The 19667-nt window shown below is 64.5% G+C and carries 18 protein-coding genes; 10 read left to right on the forward strand and 8 right to left on the reverse strand.

What is annotated here, in order from left to right:
* Nucleotides 1-13 precede the first annotated feature (13 nt).
* The 5 genes from NLM15_RS12835 to NLM15_RS12855 all read left to right on the forward strand — a co-directional run bounded on the left by NLM15_RS12835 (nt 14) and on the right by NLM15_RS12855 (nt 7011).
* The gene (locus NLM15_RS12835) at nt 14-2719 is read left to right on the forward strand and encodes a nitrate reductase (RefSeq protein ID WP_254117304.1); all 2706 of its coding nucleotides are present in this window, start codon (nt 14-16) and stop codon (nt 2717-2719) included.
* Between the two features lie 235 nt (nt 2720-2954).
* Complete coding sequence (locus tag NLM15_RS12840; RefSeq protein WP_254124224.1) at nt 2955-3857, forward strand: SMP-30/gluconolactonase/LRE family protein; 903 nt, start codon at nt 2955-2957, stop codon at nt 3855-3857.
* 46 nt (nt 3858-3903) lie between these two features.
* Entirely contained in the window at nt 3904-4743 is an 840-nt protein-coding gene (locus NLM15_RS12845) for an aldo/keto reductase (RefSeq protein ID WP_254117305.1), read from the forward strand.
* A gap of 186 nt (nt 4744-4929) precedes the next feature.
* Nucleotides 4930-5871, forward strand: coding sequence for a DMT family transporter (locus NLM15_RS12850; protein ID WP_254124225.1), 942 nt, complete (start codon nt 4930-4932; stop codon nt 5869-5871).
* Between the two features lie 60 nt (nt 5872-5931).
* Nucleotides 5932-7011: a zinc-binding dehydrogenase gene (locus tag NLM15_RS12855; protein ID WP_254117306.1), complete on the forward strand. Its 1080-nt coding sequence runs from the start codon at nt 5932-5934 to the stop codon at nt 7009-7011.
* Nucleotides 7012-7166: 155 nt separating this feature from the next.
* On the opposite strand, the gene ppk2 is transcribed toward NLM15_RS12855, so the two are convergent.
* Both ppk2 and NLM15_RS12865 read right to left on the reverse strand, forming a co-directional pair.
* On the reverse strand, nt 7167-8087 hold the full coding sequence (gene ppk2 / locus NLM15_RS12860) for a polyphosphate kinase 2 (RefSeq protein WP_254117307.1): 921 nt from the start codon (nt 8085-8087) through the stop codon (nt 7167-7169).
* A gap of 77 nt (nt 8088-8164) precedes the next feature.
* Entirely contained in the window at nt 8165-8626 is a 462-nt protein-coding gene (locus NLM15_RS12865; protein ID WP_148737445.1) for an Lrp/AsnC family transcriptional regulator, read from the reverse strand.
* A gap of 133 nt (nt 8627-8759) precedes the next feature.
* Between NLM15_RS12865 and NLM15_RS12870 the strand changes: the two genes are divergently transcribed.
* On the forward strand, nt 8760-11123 hold the full coding sequence (locus tag NLM15_RS12870; RefSeq protein WP_254117308.1) for a transketolase: 2364 nt from the start codon (nt 8760-8762) through the stop codon (nt 11121-11123).
* A 211-nt stretch (nt 11124-11334) separates the two neighbouring features.
* On the forward strand, nt 11335-12765 hold the full coding sequence (locus NLM15_RS12875; RefSeq protein WP_254117309.1) for an aldehyde dehydrogenase family protein: 1431 nt from the start codon (nt 11335-11337) through the stop codon (nt 12763-12765).
* Between the two features lie 297 nt (nt 12766-13062).
* On the opposite strand, the gene NLM15_RS12880 is transcribed toward NLM15_RS12875, so the two are convergent.
* Nucleotides 13063-14034, reverse strand: coding sequence for an SMP-30/gluconolactonase/LRE family protein (locus NLM15_RS12880; RefSeq protein WP_254117311.1), 972 nt, complete (start codon nt 14032-14034; stop codon nt 13063-13065).
* Nucleotides 14035-14123: 89 nt separating this feature from the next.
* Here NLM15_RS12880 and NLM15_RS12885 point away from each other — a divergent pair, with 89 nt between their 5' ends.
* On the forward strand, nt 14124-14948 hold the full coding sequence (locus tag NLM15_RS12885; RefSeq protein ID WP_254117313.1) for an NAD(P)-dependent oxidoreductase: 825 nt from the start codon (nt 14124-14126) through the stop codon (nt 14946-14948).
* A 66-nt stretch (nt 14949-15014) separates the two neighbouring features.
* On the opposite strand, the gene NLM15_RS12890 is transcribed toward NLM15_RS12885, so the two are convergent.
* Both NLM15_RS12890 and NLM15_RS12895 read right to left on the reverse strand, forming a co-directional pair.
* Entirely contained in the window at nt 15015-15842 is an 828-nt protein-coding gene (locus NLM15_RS12890) for a potassium channel family protein (protein WP_254117315.1), read from the reverse strand.
* An 11-nt stretch (nt 15843-15853) separates the two neighbouring features.
* Nucleotides 15854-15991, reverse strand: a complete 138-nt coding sequence (locus NLM15_RS12895) for a hypothetical protein (protein ID WP_254117316.1) — start codon at nt 15989-15991, stop codon at nt 15854-15856.
* A gap of 174 nt (nt 15992-16165) precedes the next feature.
* Here NLM15_RS12895 and NLM15_RS12900 point away from each other — a divergent pair, with 174 nt between their 5' ends.
* Entirely contained in the window at nt 16166-16429 is a 264-nt protein-coding gene (locus NLM15_RS12900) for a GlsB/YeaQ/YmgE family stress response membrane protein (protein WP_254117317.1), read from the forward strand.
* Nucleotides 16430-16461: 32 nt separating this feature from the next.
* On the forward strand, nt 16462-16851 hold the full coding sequence (locus tag NLM15_RS12905) for a hypothetical protein (protein ID WP_375166939.1): 390 nt from the start codon (nt 16462-16464) through the stop codon (nt 16849-16851).
* A gap of 83 nt (nt 16852-16934) precedes the next feature.
* Here the strand turns inward: NLM15_RS12905 and NLM15_RS12910 are convergent, their stop codons facing one another.
* The 3 genes from NLM15_RS12910 to NLM15_RS12920 all read right to left on the reverse strand — a co-directional run bounded on the left by NLM15_RS12910 (nt 16935) and on the right by NLM15_RS12920 (nt 19544).
* The gene (locus NLM15_RS12910) at nt 16935-17498 is read right to left on the reverse strand and encodes a hypothetical protein (RefSeq protein ID WP_254117320.1); all 564 of its coding nucleotides are present in this window, start codon (nt 17496-17498) and stop codon (nt 16935-16937) included.
* Between the two features lie 33 nt (nt 17499-17531).
* Nucleotides 17532-18695, reverse strand: coding sequence for a TAXI family TRAP transporter solute-binding subunit (locus tag NLM15_RS12915; protein ID WP_254117322.1), 1164 nt, complete (start codon nt 18693-18695; stop codon nt 17532-17534).
* A gap of 168 nt (nt 18696-18863) precedes the next feature.
* A complete protein-coding gene (locus NLM15_RS12920) occupies nt 18864-19544 on the reverse strand; it encodes a GntR family transcriptional regulator (RefSeq protein WP_254117324.1) in 681 nt (226 codons plus the stop codon).
* Nucleotides 19545-19667 lie beyond the last annotated feature (123 nt).

Here is a 19667-nt window from a genome sequence, read left to right on the forward strand (position 1 = left end):
AAGGCGGCCTGATATGACGGCGATCGACCCGAAGCTCCGCGCCACCAGGACGACCTGCCCCTATTGCGGCGTCGGCTGCGGCGTGCTCGCAACGCCGGACGGCAAGGGCGGCGCGGCGATCGCGGGCGACCCCGATCATCCCGCCAATTTCGGCCGGCTCTGCTCGAAGGGCTCTGCGCTCGGCGAGACCGTCGGGCTCGAAAGCCGGCTGCTCTATCCGATGATCCGCTGCAAGGGCGTGCTGGAACGCGTCGCCTGGAGCGATGCGCTCGACCATGTCGCCCATCGCATGCAGCACATCGTGGCGCGCGACGGCGCCGACGCGGTTGCGTTCTATCTCTCGGGCCAGCTCCTGACCGAGGACTATTACGTCGCCAACAAGCTGATGAAGGGTTTTGTCGGCACGGCCAACGTCGACACAAATTCGCGGCTCTGCATGTCGTCCTCGGTCGCCGGTCATCGCCGCGCCTTCGGCGCGGACACCGTGCCCGGCTGCTACGAGGATCTCGACCAGGCCGATCTGCTGGTGTTCGTCGGCTCGAACGCCGCCTGGTGCCACCCGGTGCTGTTCCAGCGCATGCTGAAGAACCGTGGGGAGCGCGGTGCGCGGATGATCGTGATCGATCCGCGCCGCACCGACACCGCGAGCGACGTCGATCTGTTCCTCGGCCTGAAACCCGGCGCCGACACGGCGCTGTTCTCCGGCCTGTTCGTCCATCTCGCCGACAATGGCGCGCTGGATCAGGACTACATCGCGAACAACACGTCGGGCTTCGATGACGCACTGGCGCGCGCACGCAGCATCGCCGGCAGCGTCACCGCGACCGCGCTCGCCACAGGCCTCTCTGAGCAGGACGTTGCCACCTTCTTCAGGATGTTCCGCGAGACGCCTCGTGTCGTCACGCTTTATTCGCAGGGCGTCAACCAGTCGGCGCAGGGCACCGACAAAGTCAACGCGATCCTGAACTGCCATCTCGCCACGGGGCGCATCGGCAAGCCCGGCGCTTCGCCGTTCTCGCTGACCGGTCAGCCCAACGCGATGGGCGGCCGCGAGGTCGGCGGCCTTGCCAACCAGCTCGCCGCGCATATGAACTTCACGCCGCCGGATATCGACCGTGTCAGGCGGTTCTGGAAGGCGCCGCGCATTGCCACCCATGAAGGGTTGAAGGCGGTGCAGCTGTTCGAGGCGATCAACCGCGGAGAGGTCAAGGCGCTGTGGGTGATGGGCACCAACCCGGCGGTGTCGCTGCCCGATGCGGATTTTGTCCGCGAGGCGCTGAAGAAGCTCGAGCTGTTCGTTGTTTCCGAGAACGTGCTCTCCAACGATACCGTCGAGGCGGGGCCGCATGTGCTGCTGCCCGCACTGGCCTGGGGCGAAAAGTCGGGCACGGTGACTAACTCCGAACGCCGCATCTCCCGCCAGCGCTCGTTCCTGCCGGCGCCGGGCGAGGCGCGGCCGGACTGGTGGATTCTCAGCGAGACCGCAAAGCGGCTCGGCTTCGGCGACAGCTTCAACTACAAATCCGCCGCCGACATTTTCCGCGAGCATGCCGCGCTTTCTGCTTTCGAGAATGACGGCAGCCGTGACTTCGACATCGGCGCACTGACCGCGCTCTCGGACGAGGCCTTCGATGCCTTGAAGCCGGTGCAGTGGCCGGCGCGAGAGGGCGCGGCGTCCGGTGAACGCTTCTTCGCGAGCGGCGGCTTCTTCACCAATGACGGCAAGGGCCGCTTCGTCGCCCCGGAGGTGCCGTCGCTGCGTAGTGAGACCGGCGCTTCGCGCCCCCTGCGACTCAACACCGGACGCATCCGCGACCAGTGGCACACCATGACGCGCACCGGCCTCAGCCAGCGGCTGGGTGCGCATCTGCCCGAACCGTTCGTCGAGATCCATCCGGACGACGCCAGCAAATACGGCATCGTCCATGACGGCTACGCCCGCATCACCACCGATTACGGCCAGTGCATCCTGAAGGTCGTTGTCAGCGACCGCCAGCAGCGCGGCACGCTGTTCGCGCCGATCCACTGGAGCGCGATGAACGCCTCGCATGGCCGCGTCGGGGCGCTCGTGCAGTCCTTCACTGACCCGTTCTCGGGCCAGCCGGAATCGAAAGCCACGCCGGCGGCGATCACGCCTTATGAATACGTCTTCCGCGGCTTTGCGCTGTCGCGCAAACAGCTCGATCTGCCGCCGAACCTGCTGTGGACCCGCGTCACGGTCGCTGGCGGCTTCGGCTATCTCTTCGCCGATAATGCCGATCTGTCGCGCTGGCCGGCCTGGCTCGGCGGCGTCGCCGGCGAGGACGTCGCGGACTATCGTGACTTCGGCGGCGGCGTTTATCGCGCGGCATCGTTCGCAGGCGACCGTATCGAGACCTGCCTGTTCGTCGGTCCCGCGCATGATGCCGGCGACTGGGAGGTGGTGAAGAGCCTGTTCGTGGCCGATCACGTCACCGACGAGCAGCGCCGCATGCTGCTGTCAGGCAAGTCGACGGAGGGCGCGGCCTCGACCGGCCCCATCGTTTGCGCCTGCTTCGGCGTCGGCCGCGGCACCATCTGCGACACAATCGCAGCCGGCGCGCGCACGGCGGCCGAGATCGGCGCCAAGCTCAAGGCCGGCACCAATTGCGGCTCCTGCATCCCCGAGCTGAAGCGCCTGATCGCGACGACAGAGGTGGCGCCAGTGAAGCAGGCCAAGCTGGCGGGCGCGGCGGGGTAGGCGCGACGTTCTCGGTCGTCGCCCGTATACTCCTCCGTCATCGCCCGGCTTGACCGGGCGATCCAGTACGCCGAGACACCTGTGATTAGGCGGTGAGGCCGCGGCGTACTGGATTCCCCGCTTTCGCGGGGAATGACATTGAGGGTGGGGCGCCATGCCCTCCGCACCAATCGACGTTCCCGCGATTGTGCCCTATGCTGCCGCGCTCCCCCCATCAACACCCATAACAAAAATGATGTACCTGGAAACGCCGCCGCGCCTGATCGAGACCACGGTCTTCTCCGCCATGCCCGACAAGTTCCGCCGCAAGGGCGTGCGGACCGATTGGGCCGATGCCAACCGGCCGGGTGTGCCGACCGATAGCTTCATCGAAGGGCCGTCGTTCGACAAGGACGGCCATCTCTACATCGTCGACATTCCCTTCGGCCGCATCTTCCGCATCGCGCCGGATGGCGAGTGGTCGCTGGTGATCGAATATGAGGGCTGGCCGAACGGATTGAAGATCGCCGCCGACGGCCGCATCCTCGTCGCCGACTACATGCACGGCATCATGGAGCTCGACGCCGGGGCAGGACGCATCAAGCCGATCCTGACCGCGCGCAATTCGGAATCTTTCCGTGGCTGCAACGACCTGCATCTCGCCTCCAACGGCGACATCTTCTTCACCGATCAGGGCCAGACCGGCCTGCACGATCCCAGCGGGCGTGTTTATCGCCTGACGCCGAGCGGCCGGCTGGATTGCCTTGTCGACACCGGCATCAGCCCGAACGGCCTGGTGCTCGATCCCAGTGAAACCGTGCTGTTCGTCGCGATGACGCGCGACAACGCGGTGTGGCGGCTGCCGTTCATGAAGGACGGTAGCGTGTCGAAGGTCGGCCGCTTCTGCTCGCTGTTCGGCACCAGCGGTCCCGACGGTATGACGATGGATGCGGCCGGCCGTCTGTTCGTCGGCCACGCCTCGCTCGGCCACGTCTTCGTGTTCGCACCGAACGGCGAATTGATCGCGCGGGTCAAATCGTGCGCGGGGCCGAACTGCACCAACGTCGCCATCGGTGGTGCAAGCAAGGATCGGCTCTATATCACGGAGTCCGCGACCGGCAGCGTGCTGGTTGCTGACATCAGCGGATTGAACTCTTGAGCTCGATGGTGGTTGCCCGGGCGAAAGAGCGAGAGCGGAGACAACCATGAACACGAAACCCTTCGGCAAGACCGGCACCAGCGTTTCCGTCATCGGGCAGGGCACCTGGTATCTCGACCATGGCGACCGCAAGCGCGCGATCGCGGCGCTTCAGCGCGGGCTCGAGCTCGGCATGACCCACATCGACACCGCCGAGATGTATGGCGATGCGGAGCTCGTCATCGCCGATGCAATCGCAGGCCGCCGCGACGAGGTGTTCCTCGTCTCAAAGGTGCTGCCGAGCAACGCCTCGCGGGGCGGCACCATCACGGCCTGCGAACGCTCGCTGAAGCGGCTGAAGACCGATCGTCTCGATTGCTATCTGCTGCACTGGCGCGGGTCCTATCCGCTCGAGGACACCGTCGCCGCGTTCGAGGAGCTGGTGAAGGCCGGCAAGATCAAATCCTGGGGCGTTTCCAATTTCGACGCCGACGATCTCGACGAAATCCTCGCGGTCTCCGGTGCAGGCCGCATCGCCTGCAATCAGGTGCTCTATCATCTCAAGGAGCGCGCGATCGAGCATGCGGTGATCCCGTGGTGCGAGAAGCACGGCGTTGCGGTAGTCGCGTATTCGCCGTTCGGGCACGATGATTTTCCGGACGCGCGCAGCAAGGGTGGTGCCGTGCTCGCGCGCATCGCGGAGGCGCGTCGTGCGACACCGCGTCAGGTCGCGCTGAGCTTCCTCACCCGTGCGACTACGGTGTTCGCGATTCCGAAGGCGTCGTCCGCGGAACATGCCGGCGAGAACGCGGCCGCCGGCGGTCTCGTGCTGACGAAAGAGGAGATTTCGGCGCTCGATGCGGCGTTTCCGCGCGGTCCGAAGCCGCGCGGTCTGCCCATGCTGTAGTGCACAAAGGCCTATTATTAATGGAGTATTGACGCGCGAGGACCTGAGCGCATATCGGCATCCTGTTTTCGGAAGTTGTGAAAGCGGCGCTTTTGTCGTTTTTTACGATCGTTCCCGAATCGTATTTCCCAGGTTCCAGCCGTGACACCGCCGCCCGCCGTAGCCGCAAGGCTCGACAGTATTCCCATGCCCGTGCCGGAGAAGAAGCAGGAGGCTCGCCGTGCGCCTGCGCGCGTCGATCATCCCTTCAAGGGCATCGCGCTGGTGCTGCTCTCGACGATCTTCCTCGGTTGCTCCGACGTCACCGCAAAGTATCTGTCGACCAGCCTGCCGTCGATCGAGATCACCTGGATTCGCTTCGTCACGTTCGCGCTGATGTTCACGCCGGTGATGCTGCCCGGCTCGCCGCTGCATGCGATGCGCACCGATCGCCTCGGCCTGCAGCTGATGCGCGGCGCAGCGCTGCTCGGCTCGTCGCTGTTCTTCATCACCGGCCTGCGCTTCCTCCCGATCGCGGAAGCCTCCGCCACCGGCTTCGTCTCGCCGCTGTTCGTCACCGCGCTGTCGATCATCTTCCTGAGCGAGAAGGTCGGCATGCGCCGATGGATCGCGACCGCGATTGGCCTGACGGGCGTGATGATCATCCTGCGGCCGGGCTCAAGCGCGTTTCATGCTGCCGCGTTCTTTCCGATCGTCTCGGCCTTCTGCTGGGCCGCTGCGCTGATCCTGACGCGCATGATGAGCGGACGTGAAGCCGTGCTCACCACGATGGCGTATTCGGCGCTCACGGGCGTTGCGATCCTCAGCCTGATGGTGCCGTTTGTCTGGGTGACGCCGAGCTGGACCGCGATCGGGCTCGGCATCGTGATCGGCGTTGCCTCCACCGTCGGCCAGTGGATCATCGTGCTGGCCTATCGCTATGGCGATGCCTCGGTGCTGGCGCCGTTCTCCTATACGCAATTGCTGTGGGTCAGCATTCTGGGCTTTTTCCTGTTCGGCGAAGTGCCAGATATCTGGACCGTCACCGGCGCAGCCTTCATCGTTGCCAGCGGCCTCTATATCGCCCATCGCGAGCGCATCCGCCGCGCCCAGCTCCTGGTGCTGGAAGAGCGTTCCCCGAACCCCTGACGCAAGTCCGCGCGTCCCGCTTCGTGCTATCAACGGCTCCAACAACAAGGGAGGAGCCGGATGCGCGCTGCGATTTTCAGGAACGGTGAGATTGTCGTCGACCGCATGGCCGAGCCGACGCCCGGCAACGGCCAGGTCCTGGTCAAGACGCTCGCCTGCGGCATCTGCGGCTCCGATCTTCACGCGCGCCAGCACGCCCACCGCATGGTGGAGATGGCGAAGAAGACCGGGCGCAAGCCGATGGACCTCACCCGCGACGTCGTGTTCGGCCACGAGTTTTGCTGCGAGATCGTCGATTACGGCCCGGGTACTGCGCGCAAGCTCAAGCCGGGTACGCGCGTCTGCTCGCTGCCGGCCCTGGTGACGGCGCAGGGCATCGAGGGCATCGGCTATTCCAACGAGAATATCGGCGGCTATGCCGAGGCGATGCTGCTCAGCGAGCCGCTGCTGCTCGAAGTGCCCAACGGGCTTGCGCCGGAGCACGCCGCGCTGACCGAGCCGCTCGCCGTCGGCGTCCACGCCGTGGCGAAGGCCAACATTAGCGGCGGCGAGGTGCCGCTCGTGATCGGCTGTGGGCCGGTCGGGCTCGCGGTGATCGCCGCGCTCAGGATCAAGGGCCTGCATCCGATCGTCGCCGCCGACTATTCGCCGACGCGTCGTGCACTCGCGGCAAAACTCGGTGCCGACATCGTGGTCGATCCCAGGGTGTCGCAGCCCTATGCGACCTGGGCCGAGCACGCACAGATGTCGGACGCCGAGAAGGCGGCGCGGCCGCCGCTCCAGGCCATGCTGCCGGCGCTCAAGCCCGCGATCATCTTCGAATGCGTCGGCGTGCCCGGCCTGTTGCAGCAGGTGTTCGAGGGTGCGCCGCGCGATGCCCGCATTGTCGTGGTCGGCGTCTGCATGGAGAGCGACAGGAGCGAGCCCATGCTCGGCATCATGAAGGAGCTTAACGTCCAGTACGTGCTCGGTTACACGCCGGATGAATTCGCGGCCTCGCTGCGGCTGATCGCGGAAGGGCAGGTGGATGCCGCCGCGATGGTCACCGCCGAGGTCGGCATCGATGGCGTCGCCAAAGCGTTTGCCGACCTCGCCAATCCCGAGGCGCACACGAAGATCATCGTGCAGCCGTGGAGATGACTTTTGCTGCGTAGGGTGGGTTAGCCCTGCGGCTGCGCGAAGCGCAGTCCGCTGGCGTAACCCACCACTTCTCTTGCGGTGGCGGCAGAGGAGGTGGGTTAGACGAGCAGATGCTTCGCGCGTCTGCTCGTCTAACCCACCCTACGGGACCTCCCTCAATATTTCGACGGCACGTGCATCTCCGCGGGAATCGGTCCGCGGTGATAGTCGGGATTTCGCACGCGCGGCGGCAACACCACAGGCGCGCGCGCGACCTCCTGGTACGGCATCTGGCTGAGCAGATGCGAGATGCAGTTGAGGCGGGCGCGCTTCTTGTCCACGGCATCGACGATCCACCAGGGCGAGTCGGGCAGGTGGGTGTGCTCCAGCATCGTCTCCTTGGCCTTGGTGTACGCCTCCCAGCGGCTGCGGGCCTCGACGTCCATCGGGCTCAGCTTCCACTGCTTCAAGGGGTCCTTGATGCGCATGGTGAAGCGGAACTGCTGCTCGTCGTCGGTGATCGAGAACCAGTATTTGATCAGGATGATGCCGGAGCGGATCAGCATTCGCTCGAACTCCGGCACCGACTTGAAGAACTCCTGGTACTCCTCCTCGGAGCAGAAGCCCATCACGCGCTCGACGCCGGCGCGGTTGTACCAGCTGCGGTCGAACAGCACGATCTCGCCGCCGGCCGGCAGGTGCGACACGTAGCGCTGAAAATACCATTGCGTGCGCTCGCGCTCGCTCGGGGCGGGGAGCGCCGCGACGCGGCAGATGCGGGGATTGAGGCGCTGGGTGATGCGCTTGATGACGCCGCCCTTGCCGGCGGAGTCGCGGCCCTCGAACAGCACCACGACTTTCTTCTTCTCGCTCTGCACCCAGTCCTGGAGCTTGACCAGCTCGCCCTGGAGCCGCAGCAGTTCCCGGAAATAGAGCTTGCGATCGACCGTCGGTCCCGGCGCATCGGTCTCGTCCAGCAGCTCGTCGAGACGGGCGTCGTCGAGCTCCATTTCGAGCTCTTCGTCGAGGTCGTCGGCCATCTCCTGAAGGATGCGCTCGCGCTTGGCGGTTTCGGAGGTGCGGCTGGCGTCGGTCATGGCTACGGCTCTCGCTACGGGACAATCGTCAAATGACCATCCCCGGCGTTTGTTTCATCCATGTGACACCATCGCCGTCACACCGGCAGCGCGATCGAGTATTTGACCTGGCTCAGCGCGAAGCTCGACTCGATCGAGGCGATGCCGTCGAGCCGGGTCAGCTTGGTCTTCAGGAAGGTCTCGTAGGAGGCGAGGTCGGCGGCCACCACGCGCAGCAGATAGTCGCGGTTGCCGGTCATCAGATAGCACTCCAAAACCTCGTCCCATTTCGAGATCGCGCGCGCGAAGCGGTTGAGGTCCTCCTCCTTCTGCCGGGCCAGCTTGATCGAGATGAAGACGCTGACATGCAGCCCCAGCGCCTTCTGGTCGACGGTCGCGATATAGCGCGAGATGACCCCGCGCTCCTCCAGCAGCTTGACCCGGCGGTGGCAGGGCGAGACCGAGAGCCCGACCTTGTCGGCCAGTTCCTGCATGGTCAGCCGGCTGTCGTTCTGGAGCAAAGCGAGGATTTTTCGATCGATGGCGTCGAGCTCGGGCATTGGGATGGAACCTGTATTCTGCCGGGTTATCCTGGTAAAATATCCCAATATTCGAGGGTATGGCGCGAAAAATTGAGAAGTTTGGCGCCGCCCGCAGGCGTATCATCCGGTACCTGTTTCCGGGAGCATTGCCATGCCCGTTGATTCCGCCCGTCTCGACACCTTGACCGCGCTGGCCCGCAAGGCGCTGTGGCTGTCGTCATGGACCATCCACCACGCCAACCACGTCCGCCCGAACACGGATGGCCTCAAGGTCGGCGGCCACCAGGCCTCGTCCGCCTCGCTCGCGACCATCATGTCGGCGCTGTACTTCCATGTGCTGCGGCCGGAGGATCGCGTCGCGGTGAAGCCGCATGCGAGCCCGGTGTTCCACGCGATCCAGTATCTGTTCGGCCGGCAGAGCCGCGAGAAGCTGGAGAATTTTCGCGGCTTCAAGGGCGCGCAGTCCTATCCCTCGCGCACCAAGGATGTCGACGACGTCGACTTCTCGACCGGCTCGGTCGGCCTTGGCGTCGCGCAGACGCTGTTCTCTTCGCTGGTGCAGGACTACGTCAAGGCGCACGGCTGGATGAAGGATCGCCGCGAGGGGCGGATGATTGCCCTCGTCGGCGATGCCGAGATGGACGAGGGCAATATTTTCGAAGCCCTTGCAGAAGGCTGGAAGCACGGCCTGCGCAATACGTGGTGGGTGGTCGACTATAACCGCCAGTCGCTCGACGCCGTCGTGCGCGAAGGGCTCTGGGAAAAGTTCGAGACCATGTTCCGCAATTTCGGCTGGGACGTGGTGATCGTGAAATATGGCCGGCTGATGCGCGAGGCTTTTGCCGAGCCCGGCGGCGAGGCGCTGAAACGCTGGATCGACAATTGCCCGAACGCGCTCTACGCGGCTCTGTGCTTCCAGGGCGGCGCCGCCTTCCGCAAGCATCTGCACGATGAGATCGGCGACCAGGGCCCGATTACCAAACTGATCGACAAGCGCAGCGACGAGGAGCTGCTGGCGCTGATGTCGAACCTCGGCGGCCACGACATGGCGAGCATGGTGGAAGCGTTCGAATCCATCGACCACGATCGCCCGGTCTGCTTCATCGCCTACACCATCAAGGGCGTCGGCCTGCCGTTCCAGGGCCACAAGGACAATCACGCCGGCCTGATGACGGTCGCGCAGATGGAGAAGTTTCGCGACAGCCAGGCCATCCGGCCTGGGCACGAATGGGACAGATATGAGGGCCTCGCGCAATCCGCGGCCGAGCTCGACGCCTTCCTCGCGCGCGTGCCGTTCAACCAGGACGGCCGCCGGCTAACCGCGCCTGTCATCGAGGTGCCGCAGCAACTCGCGTTCAAGCCGTCGGCGCAGATGTCGACCCAGCAGGGCTTTGGCCTCGTGCTGAACGAGATCGCGCGCAGCGACAGCGAGTTGGCGAGGCGCATCGTCACGACCTCGCCCGACGTCACCGTCTCGACCAATCTCGGTCCGTGGGTGAACCGGCGCGGGCTGTTTGCGCGCGGCGAGAAGGCGGACTTATTCCGCAGCGAGAAAATTCCGTCCACGTTCAATTGGGACTTCTCGCCCAAGGGACAGCATCTCGAGCTCGGCATCGCCGAGATGAACCTGTTCATCATGCTCTCGGCGCTCGGCCTGTCGCACCAGATCAACGGCGAGCGGCTGCTGCCGGTCGGCACGCTCTACGATCCCTTCATCGAGCGCGGCCTCGATGCGCTGAACTATGCCTGTTACCAGGACGCGCGCTTCATGGTGGCGGCAACGCCATCGGGCATCACGCTCGCGCCCGAAGGCGGCGCGCATCAGTCGATCGCAACGCCGCTGATCGGCATGGCGCAGGATGGGCTCGCCTCGTTCGAGCCGGCTTTCGTCGACGAGCTCGCGGTGATCATGGCTTGGGGCTTCGAGCACATGCAGCGCGATCCGGGCGAGGGGGGCTCGATCTATTTGCGGCTCTCGACGCGCAGCATCGAGCAGGCCCAGCGGATCATGACACCCGAGCTTGCGCAGGGCGTCACCGACGGCGCCTATTGGCTGCGCAAGCCGGGCCCGAATGCCGAGCTTGTGATCGCCTATACCGGTGCGGTCGCGCCCGAAGCGATCGAGGCGACCGGCTTCATCGGCGAAAGCCGGCGCGACATCGGCCTGCTCGCGATCACTTCGGCTGATCGCCTCCATTCGGGCTGGACCGCCGCGCGAAAGTTGCGCCGTGACCGGCGCGGCGTGCAGCACCTCAGCCACATCGAGAAGCTGCTGGCGCCGCTGGCGCGTGACTGCGGCATCGTGACCGTGATCGACGGGCATCCGTCCGCGCTCGGCTGGCTCGGCAGTGTCCGCGGTCATCGCGTCGAGGCGCTCGGCGTCGAGCAGTTCGGCCAGACCGGCACGATCGCCGACCTCTACCGCCACTATGGCCTCGATGCCAACGCCATCATCGATGCGGCGGAAAGCCTCACCGCGGGCGCGCCGATCGCCCATCGCAAGATGGCGGTGTAGTCGGGGTAACTACCCTGTCATTCCGGGCTCGCGGCTTTGCCGCGTCCCGGAATGTCGATGTTGTGCGACCTTGCCACGTTCCCGCCATCGGCTCATATAACCTCCGTCCGCCGCAACGCTGGCCCCGCATATGGCGGGTTCAATTGCCGGCGCTTTCGTGCAAGGATGCCTGCCGAAACGCCCCCACCAAGCCCCCAAGAAGAGGTTAACGATGGTCAATCGCATGCAATTCTACATCGACGGCGCCTGGGTCGATCCCGCCGTCAAGAAGTCCACCGCCGTGGTCAATCCCGCGACGGAAGAGGCGATGTACGAGGTTGCGCTGGGCTCCAAGGCTGACGTTGACAAGGCCGTCTCTGCTGCCAAGCGCGCCTTTGCAACCTTCTCCCAGACCAGCCGCGAGGAGCGCGTCGCGCTGCTCACGAAAGTCATCGAGATCTACAAGGGCCGCCTCAAGGAGATCGGCGCCGCCGTCTCGGACGAGATGGGCGCGCCGCTGCCGATGGCGGAGAAGCTCCAGGCCGGCGCCGGCCTCGGCCATCTCATGACCACGCTCGACGTGCTCAAGAACTATCATTTCGAGGAGCCCGTCGGCACCGCCATGGTGCTGCGCGAGCCGATCGGCGTGGTCGGCATGATCACGCCCTGGAACTGGCCGCTCAACCAGATCGCCTGCAAGGTCGCGCCCGCGCTCGCCGCCGGCTGCACCATGATCCTGAAGCCGTCGGAGTTCACCCCGACCTCGGCGCTGATCTTCGCGCAAATCCTCCATGAAGCCGGCGTGCCCAAGGGCGTGTTCAACCTCGTCAACGGCCTCGGCCCCGAGGTCGGTGCCGCCATGAGCGAGCACCCCGACATCGACATGATCTCGTTCACCGGCTCGACCCGCGCCGGCATCGACGTTGCCAAGCGCGCGGCGCCGACCGTGAAGCGCGTCAGCCAGGAGCTCGGCGGCAAGTCGCCGAACGTGATCCTCGAAGGCGCCGACCTCACGAAGGCGGTCACCGGCGGCGTGATGCACATGTTCAACAACTCCGGTCAGTCCTGCAACGCGCCCTCGCGCATGATCGTGCCGCTGTCGAAGATGAAGGAAGTCGCCGCGATCGCGAAGGCCGTCGCCGACAAGACCAAGGCGGGCGATCCGCGCGCCGAAGGCACCACCATCGGCCCGGTCGTCAACCGCGGCCAGTGGGACAAGATCCAGGGGCTGATCAAGAAGGGCATCGACGAGGGCGCAACGCTCGTCTCCGGCGGCCCGGGCCTGCCCGAGGGCGTCAACAAGGGCTTCTATGTCCGTCCGACCATCTTCGCCGACGTCACGCCCGACATGACGATCGCCCGTGAAGAGATCTTCGGACCGGTACTGACCATCATCGGCGCCAAGGACGAAGCCGATGCGGTGCAGATCGCCAACGACACGCCGTATGGCCTCGCGGGTTACGTCACGGGCGCTTCGGTCGAGGACGCCAAGCGCGTCGGTCGGCAGATCCGCGCCGGTAACGTCAACCTCCAGGGCGTGCCCAACGACCGCACCGCGCCGTTCGGCGGCTACAAGCAGTCGGGCAATGGCCGCGAGTGGGGCAAGTACGGCCTCGAGGACTTCCTCGAAGTGAAGGCCGTTGCCGGCTTCAACGCGGCGTAAGGTTTCGCGCCTGAACAAACAAACGCCGGAGCGGGCAACCGCTCCGGCGTTTTTTTGTTTTGTTCGCAATGACGGAGGAGAGATCTCGTAGGGTGGGCAAAGGAGCGCAAGCGACGTGCCCACCATTTCGCGACGAACAAGAAGTGGTGGGCACGCTTGCGCTTTGCCCACCCTACGAGACTGAATTCGTAGGGTGGATTAGCGAAGCGTAATCCACCTCTTTTGTGTCCGCGGAGGTAAACAGTGGTGGGTTACGGCTTCGCCTAACCCACCCTACGGGACCGTCGCTGCGAAGACCTATCCCCCCACCGCGCCCTGCGTATTCACATACAGCGCGTAGATCGACTGGCTCGCGGCCATGAACAGGCGGTTGCGCTTGACGCCGCCGAAGCAGACATTCGCGCACCGTTCGGGCAATGCGATACGCCCGATCATGACGCCGTCGGGCGCGAACACCACGACGCCATCGAGCTCGGGATCGCCCATGCCCCAGCCGCACCAGAGATTGCCGTCGATGTCGCAGCGCATGCCGTCCGGCGTGCCCGGGCCTGCATCGATATGGACACGCTTGTTGGAGATCGTGGTGCCGTCAGGCGAGACGTCATAGGCGAGGATCTTGCGGTTCGGCACCCCGCGCGATTCCACGACGTAGAGGATCTTCTCGTCGGGCGAGAAGCACAGCCCGTTCGGACCTAGCACGCCTTCGGCGACGATGGTCGCCTCGCGCGTCGCGGGATCGAGCCGATAGACGTTCGGCTCGATCTCGGGCTCGGCCTTGTAGCCCTCGTAATTGCCGAGCAGGCCGAAGGTCGGGTCGGTGAACCAGATCGAGCCGTCGGACTTCACCACGACGTCGTTCGGCGAGTTCAGCCGCTTGCCGCCGAAGGAATCCATCAGCACGGTGATGCTGCCGTCATACTCGGTGCGCACCACGCGGCGCCCGCCGTGCTCGCAGGTGACGAGCCGGCCCTGACGGTCGCGCGTGTTGCCGTTGGCGAAATTGGAGGGTTTCCGGAACACGCTGACCGCACCGGTCTCCTCTTCCCATTTGATGATGCGCTGGTTCGGGATGTCGCTGCACAAGAGATAGCGCCCATCGCCGAACCACACTGGGCCCTCGGCCCAGCGCAGGCCGGTCGCCAGCCGCTCCACCGCCGAAAGCTTCAGCCAGTATTTTTCGAAGCGGGGATCGAGCGCATGAATGGCCGGATCGGGGTAACAGGTCGCCGGCCGCCAGCCTGGCCGCTCCTGGGACGATGCCTCATTCATGTCGGTTCTCTCGTTTCGTTCCCTCTGGACAATCCTGCTATCATTAGAGACACGTGACGGCAAATCGGACACCAACGGTGAGGGACAACATGCCGCGTATTTTGATGACGGGAGCTTCGGGCGGAATTGGCACGAGCCTGCGAAAACTGCTGCCGCCGATCTATCCTGATCTCCTGCTCTCCGACATCAAGCCGCCGGCCGATCTCGCCGCGAACGAGCAATTCAAGGCGGCGGACCTCGCCGATCTCGCGCAGTGCGAAGCAATCTGCGAGGGTGTCGACGGCATCATCCATTTCGGCGGTTATTCGGTCGAAGGCACCTGGGACCAGATCCTCCAGGCCAACATCATCGGCGGCTACAATCTGTTCGAAGCTGCCTACCGCAAGGGTGTCAAGCGCGTGGTGTTCGCGTCCTCGAACCACGCCGTCGGCTTCTATCCGCGCCACCACAAGATCGGCACCGACGTCACCCCGCGCCCTGACGGGCGCTACGGCGTCAGCAAGGTGTTCGGCGAGGCGGTCGGCGCGCTTTACGCCGACAAGCACGGGCTGAAGGTGACCTGCCTGCGCATCGGCAATTTCGGCGACATGCCGCTCGACCAGCGCCGGCTCTCGATCTGGCTCAAGCCCGACGACCTCGTGCAGCTCTGCCGCATCGGGCTCGAACATCCCGACATCCATTTCGAGGTGTTCTACGGCGCTTCGCTGAACGAGCGCGCCTGGTGGGACAACCACCGCGCCTACGAATTCGGCTATCGCCCGACCGGCCGCGCCGAGGATTTCCGCGAGCACGCGATGGCCGAGCAGGCCAAGCTGAAGCCGGATCCGGTCGGCGATTACTTCCAGGGCGGCGCGTTCTGCAGCATGGAGTTCGACGCCGACCCGAGCCGGATCATCGACTGGAAGAAGCGGTAGGCCGCCATGCGCTTCCTCGCCCCGCGTGCGGGGTGAGGAGGGCCCGCCGGCACTCGCGCCGGGAGCCTAGTCGAGGCCTTCGTCGGGAATGTTCAGTACGGTCCCGCAGGCCTTGCAATGCACCGCGTCGACATCATGGCGCTGCAGAGCGCAGACCGGGCAGGGGAAGCGGACCTTGGAGGGCGCGAGCAATGCCTTGGCGAGATTCAGAAAAAGAGTCACGCCGAAGATCATGATGACGACGGTGATCAGGCGTCCGACGGTGCCTGGCAAGGTGATGTCGCCGAAGCCGGTCGTGGTCAGTGCGGTGACCGTGAAGTAGAGCGCGTCGGCATAGTTGGCGATCTGGTGGTTGTGTGACCTCTGGGTCTCGTAGACAATTCCCGTCATCACGAAAATGAATACGCCGAGGTTCGCGACGGCAAAGACGACCTCCTCGTTCCGCCGGAAGAAGTGACTGTCGATCCGGAGCCGCGCCACCATCTGATAGTCGCGCAGCAGCCGCAATGTTCGAAATGCGCGCAGGAAGCCGCCGGCTTCTCCGGCGAGCGGCGCAAGGAACGAAATGATGACGACGATGTCGGTCCAGGTCGAAAGCCGCGCGAGCTCGTGTAGCGGTTGACGGCTGATGATCATTCGTGCGGCGAAGTCCGCAAGGATCAAGACACCGAACACGACATCGAGCGTCTCGATGGCCCTGTTGCGCGGCAGGAACGAGGTCGCGATGATGAACAGAACCGTGACGATATCGAGCACGAGCAAGGCGTATCGGAATCTGATGCAGCCGAAAGTGTCGCCTTCATAAAGCTGCCGGATCCTGCCCTTCAGGACCTCGAATGGCACGGAGATGGCGTCGGCCAGCCCATGTCCCTTTGTGTTGTTGCGATAAACCATCTCCCGGCAGCCTAGCCCTCCGAAGGATCGAGCATCTCGCCGATCTTGTTGACGGCGACATTGATCGACATGCCGAGATAGTCGCCGGGATCGCCGAACCACGAGCCGGCCAGCGGCACGGCATGGCCCGGATGCCGCGCGATGGCCACCGGAATGAGATCGAAGCCGGCACTCGGGCTGTTGGTCGGATCGTATTCCAGCCAGCCGGCGCCGGGCAGCTGCTTGATCTAGATCAACGTTGCCCCTGGGATGGTCTGGCTCTTCAAACGATCACGCGTTCCGTCAGACGCTGATGCACGAATTGGCCGAATGGAGCGATGAAAATGGGTATCCTTTGGACGATCATCATCGGATTTATCGTTGGAGTGGTCGCGAAGTTCATCATGCCCGGCGACAAATCTGAGCCCAGCGGGTTCATTTTGACGACGGTTCTCGGAATAGTCGGTGCGTTCGTTGCGACCTGGCTTGGTCAGGCCGTGGGATGGTATCGGTTCGGGGAGGGGGCCGGGTTCATCGGGAGCGTGGTAGGAGCGATCATCCTTCTCTTTGTGTACGGGCTCGTCGTCGGACGCCAGAGCCGCGCTTGAAAGTCGCCCTCCCAGTCGTTGCTGTGCTCGGGATGATCGTGTCGGGAATCGCATCAGGACCAGCGCGTGCTACAGCACTCAGCAATGCCGAAGCGACGTTCCTCGATCAGCTCGTCACCGCATCCGCGGTGCTGGAGCAACGATGCGTCGGCTACGAGGTCGACGGTGCCGGCGGCGTTCAGCTCGGCGCCCGGCTTCTCGGCAGCCCCGATGCGGCGATGGCCTTGATCGACGCCTATGCTGCGGCCATCAAGGCCCGCGATGGCGAGAGCTACGATCCCGGTAAATTCCGCCCCGAGGTGTCCGAGACGGCGGGCAAAACGTTCAGGCGCGTCCGGGCAGACTTGATCAAGGACCCGAAAGGGGCCTGCGCCGACTATGGCGATACCAGCGTGGATCGCGGCCTGCTGAGACGGTACTAAACGCCCGTCGTAGGATGAGTAGAGCGAAGCGAACCCCATCGCACTTCTTCCCTGCAGTCGGATCCAGCAAGAAGGGCCCGACCTCATTTTGCAACGCGCGCTTCCTGTTTCCTGGTCACGTGCCAGAGCACCAGATGGTAATGCGGCACATCCACGCCGGGGTGGCCGGGGTTGAAGTAGATGCTGACGTGGTCAACTGGCCGCGCTGACCCCGCCCCCTCCAATGACTTGTGATCGTCGATGTCCTTATTCGGGACCATGTACACGGTCGCGATTAGGCGGTCCCTGCGATCGAAGCACAGGAATGGCCCCAGCGGCAAAGTGTCGGGTTTGACCAAGATGATGCCAAGGCCCGGAAAGAACTTCGGGAAGTTCACGAGATCGCTGACCCGCTCGTACCCGTTTTTCGTCGCGAGCTTCAGCTGATTTGGAGGCGGACGAACGACTTTGTGCTTCCTGGGCGCCGTGCTGCTTCGGTGCGGAGCTGTCCTGGTTTGCTCGACATTGTCGGCCGCTGGCGCGGTGGCCGGTGGGAGCTGCTGCGGCGCTGCCGGCCAGAAGGGAGCAAATTGGGCGGCGGGACGCCTCACGTCGGCGATCAAGGCGAGCAGCGCAACCAGGGCTGCGCTCACCAGCGCTTTGCGCATCGACACCTCCCGAGGTTGCTTGCCTAGGTTTGATCACTTGGCCGGATTGCGCTCTCTCCAGCGCAAGAAGTCTCTGAACAATTCTTCGCGGTCTGGCGGATTAGCGGTTGGCTTTTCCTCGATGAAGCGGCCGAACGCCTTGCGAAGCGCGGCCTCGCCACCGGATTGCTGCTGGAGCCACCGCTCTGCCGGTCGGAATCGTCGCCATCCGGGGAGCTGCGCGGCCAGGTTCACCTCGCGCCATTTGGGGTGATGTGCGTCGCCCAGAAATTCTGGAAAGCGCGAGAACAATGTCTGAACGAAGAATTCCAGCAACCGAAACCGCTCGTTGCCGCTCGGCCAGTTGTAGGCGAAGAGAGCGGATTGGATCGCGATCGTGTCGACGCTTGCTTCGGCCGCGATGATATTCGGGTAGTCCTGATGGCGAAGCGTCGATGGCAGATAAGCTTCTTGCAGTAGCTCGCTGGAGTAGGGGATGGGCAGGAGGTGAATATCATCGAGCTGCGAGACCTGCGTCAGGAAGCTGACCGGCTTTCCTGAGACCAACAGAGCGGCGGAGAGATCTCCCTTCCTCAGGCCATCCAGCGCGGCCTCCGGTCCCAAGTTCGACTCGCTGATCTTGACGCCCAGACGGTTCAACACTTCGCGGCCGAGGATGGCGCCGGCGCTGCCGTCCTCCCCGAGATTGACCCTCTTTCCCGACAGCTCCGAAAGACTTCGGATCTCCGGCCGCGCGAGAAGATGGAACTCTTCGACATGAAGCGGGGCAATGTAGGTCAGCCTTCCAGAGATATCTCCGAAGGTCCTTGTCTCCCGCAGGCGATCGACCAGGACGACAGGCGCGATCGCCACGTCAGCACCCGCCAGGGTCAGCACATCAAGGACGTTGCGGATACCGCCGTTTCCCACGATGGGCAGGACCCGCAAGGCGACCTCGCCACGAGGGCCGGTCTCTTGGCCGCTGGCGAGCGTAGTCGCAATGTCCTGAGCGATCGCGAATTCAGTGCATTGCGGCGTGCCGGTTACGAAACCCACAGTATAGGGGTCCGCAGATCGTCCCGTTTCCTTCCTGGGGGTGACTTCCTTTCTCGGAGACGTCTTCGTGGATTCGCTCGGAGAAGCGGGCGGCCGCTTTTGTGCAAGGGAATCCTGGACCTGCCCGCCGAGCAAGGCCGCTGCAATCAGTGCGATGAACAAACCGGCCCGCATCGCTCCGCAGACCCTCAAGACCGAGGCTGAGCTTGGCCTTCCAACGCGCCCGGGGCAGCGGCGTTCCGTGATGATGCCTGCATCAGGAGTTTGCCGACTGGTCCGATCGTCGGCTCGTGCTCGCACCGCGCCGGGACAGGCGAAGGAAGGGCCGAGCTAGCTCGCCTCGCTACCAATCCTTGCCAGATAATCCGACTTGCTGAACTGCATGTGGTCGACGCAAAGCTGCGCCAGCGCCCAGCTGTCGCGGCCCTTGAGCAGCTCGATCATCAGCTCGTGCTGGCGCCGCGACTGCGCGAGGCCCTCGCGGTCAGCGAGATTCTTCGCGCGCATCGGCAGCGTCAGGTTCATGTAGTCCTGGAGCGAGCGCACCAGATAGGGATTGCCGCAGGCTGCGAACAAGGCGACGTGAAAGGCGTCATTGGCCTCGTGAATGCCGCGCAGGTCGCGGATGTCGGCCTTCGCGCAATAGTCGCGTTGTAGCGCAGTCAATTCGTCGATCAGGCCCTGCGGTGCGGGCAGGGGGATCATCAACGCGGCCTGCCGGGTCAACATCTCCCGCACCTCGTAGATCTGCCGGACCTCTTCGGCCGAGTAGAACCGCACGGTGGCGCCGACGTTCTTCTCGCGGCGGACGATGCCGCGACGCTCCGCATCCACCAGGGCCTGCCGCACGAAGTGGCGCGAGGTGCCGTAGCGCGACATCAGCGCGTCCTCGGTCAGGCGCGCGCCCGGCGGCAGGCGGCCGAAGATGATGTCCTCCTCCAGCCGCGCGACGACGTCGTCCGGGTCGTCGCGCCGGACCGGCATTGCCTCAGCGGTGCGAATGTCGGACATGCCCTCAGCCTCCGGCTTCGGCCGGTCAGCCCTGTGGAGCAGGGAAGGGACAGATTGTCAATAATTCGTGTCGCAACAGGCCCCTCAGGCCAGAAAGCGCGACAATATGGACCAATCTTATTG

This window comes from Bradyrhizobium sp. CCGB20 (assembly GCF_024199855.1).
GTDB lineage: Bacteria > Pseudomonadota > Alphaproteobacteria > Rhizobiales > Xanthobacteraceae > Bradyrhizobium.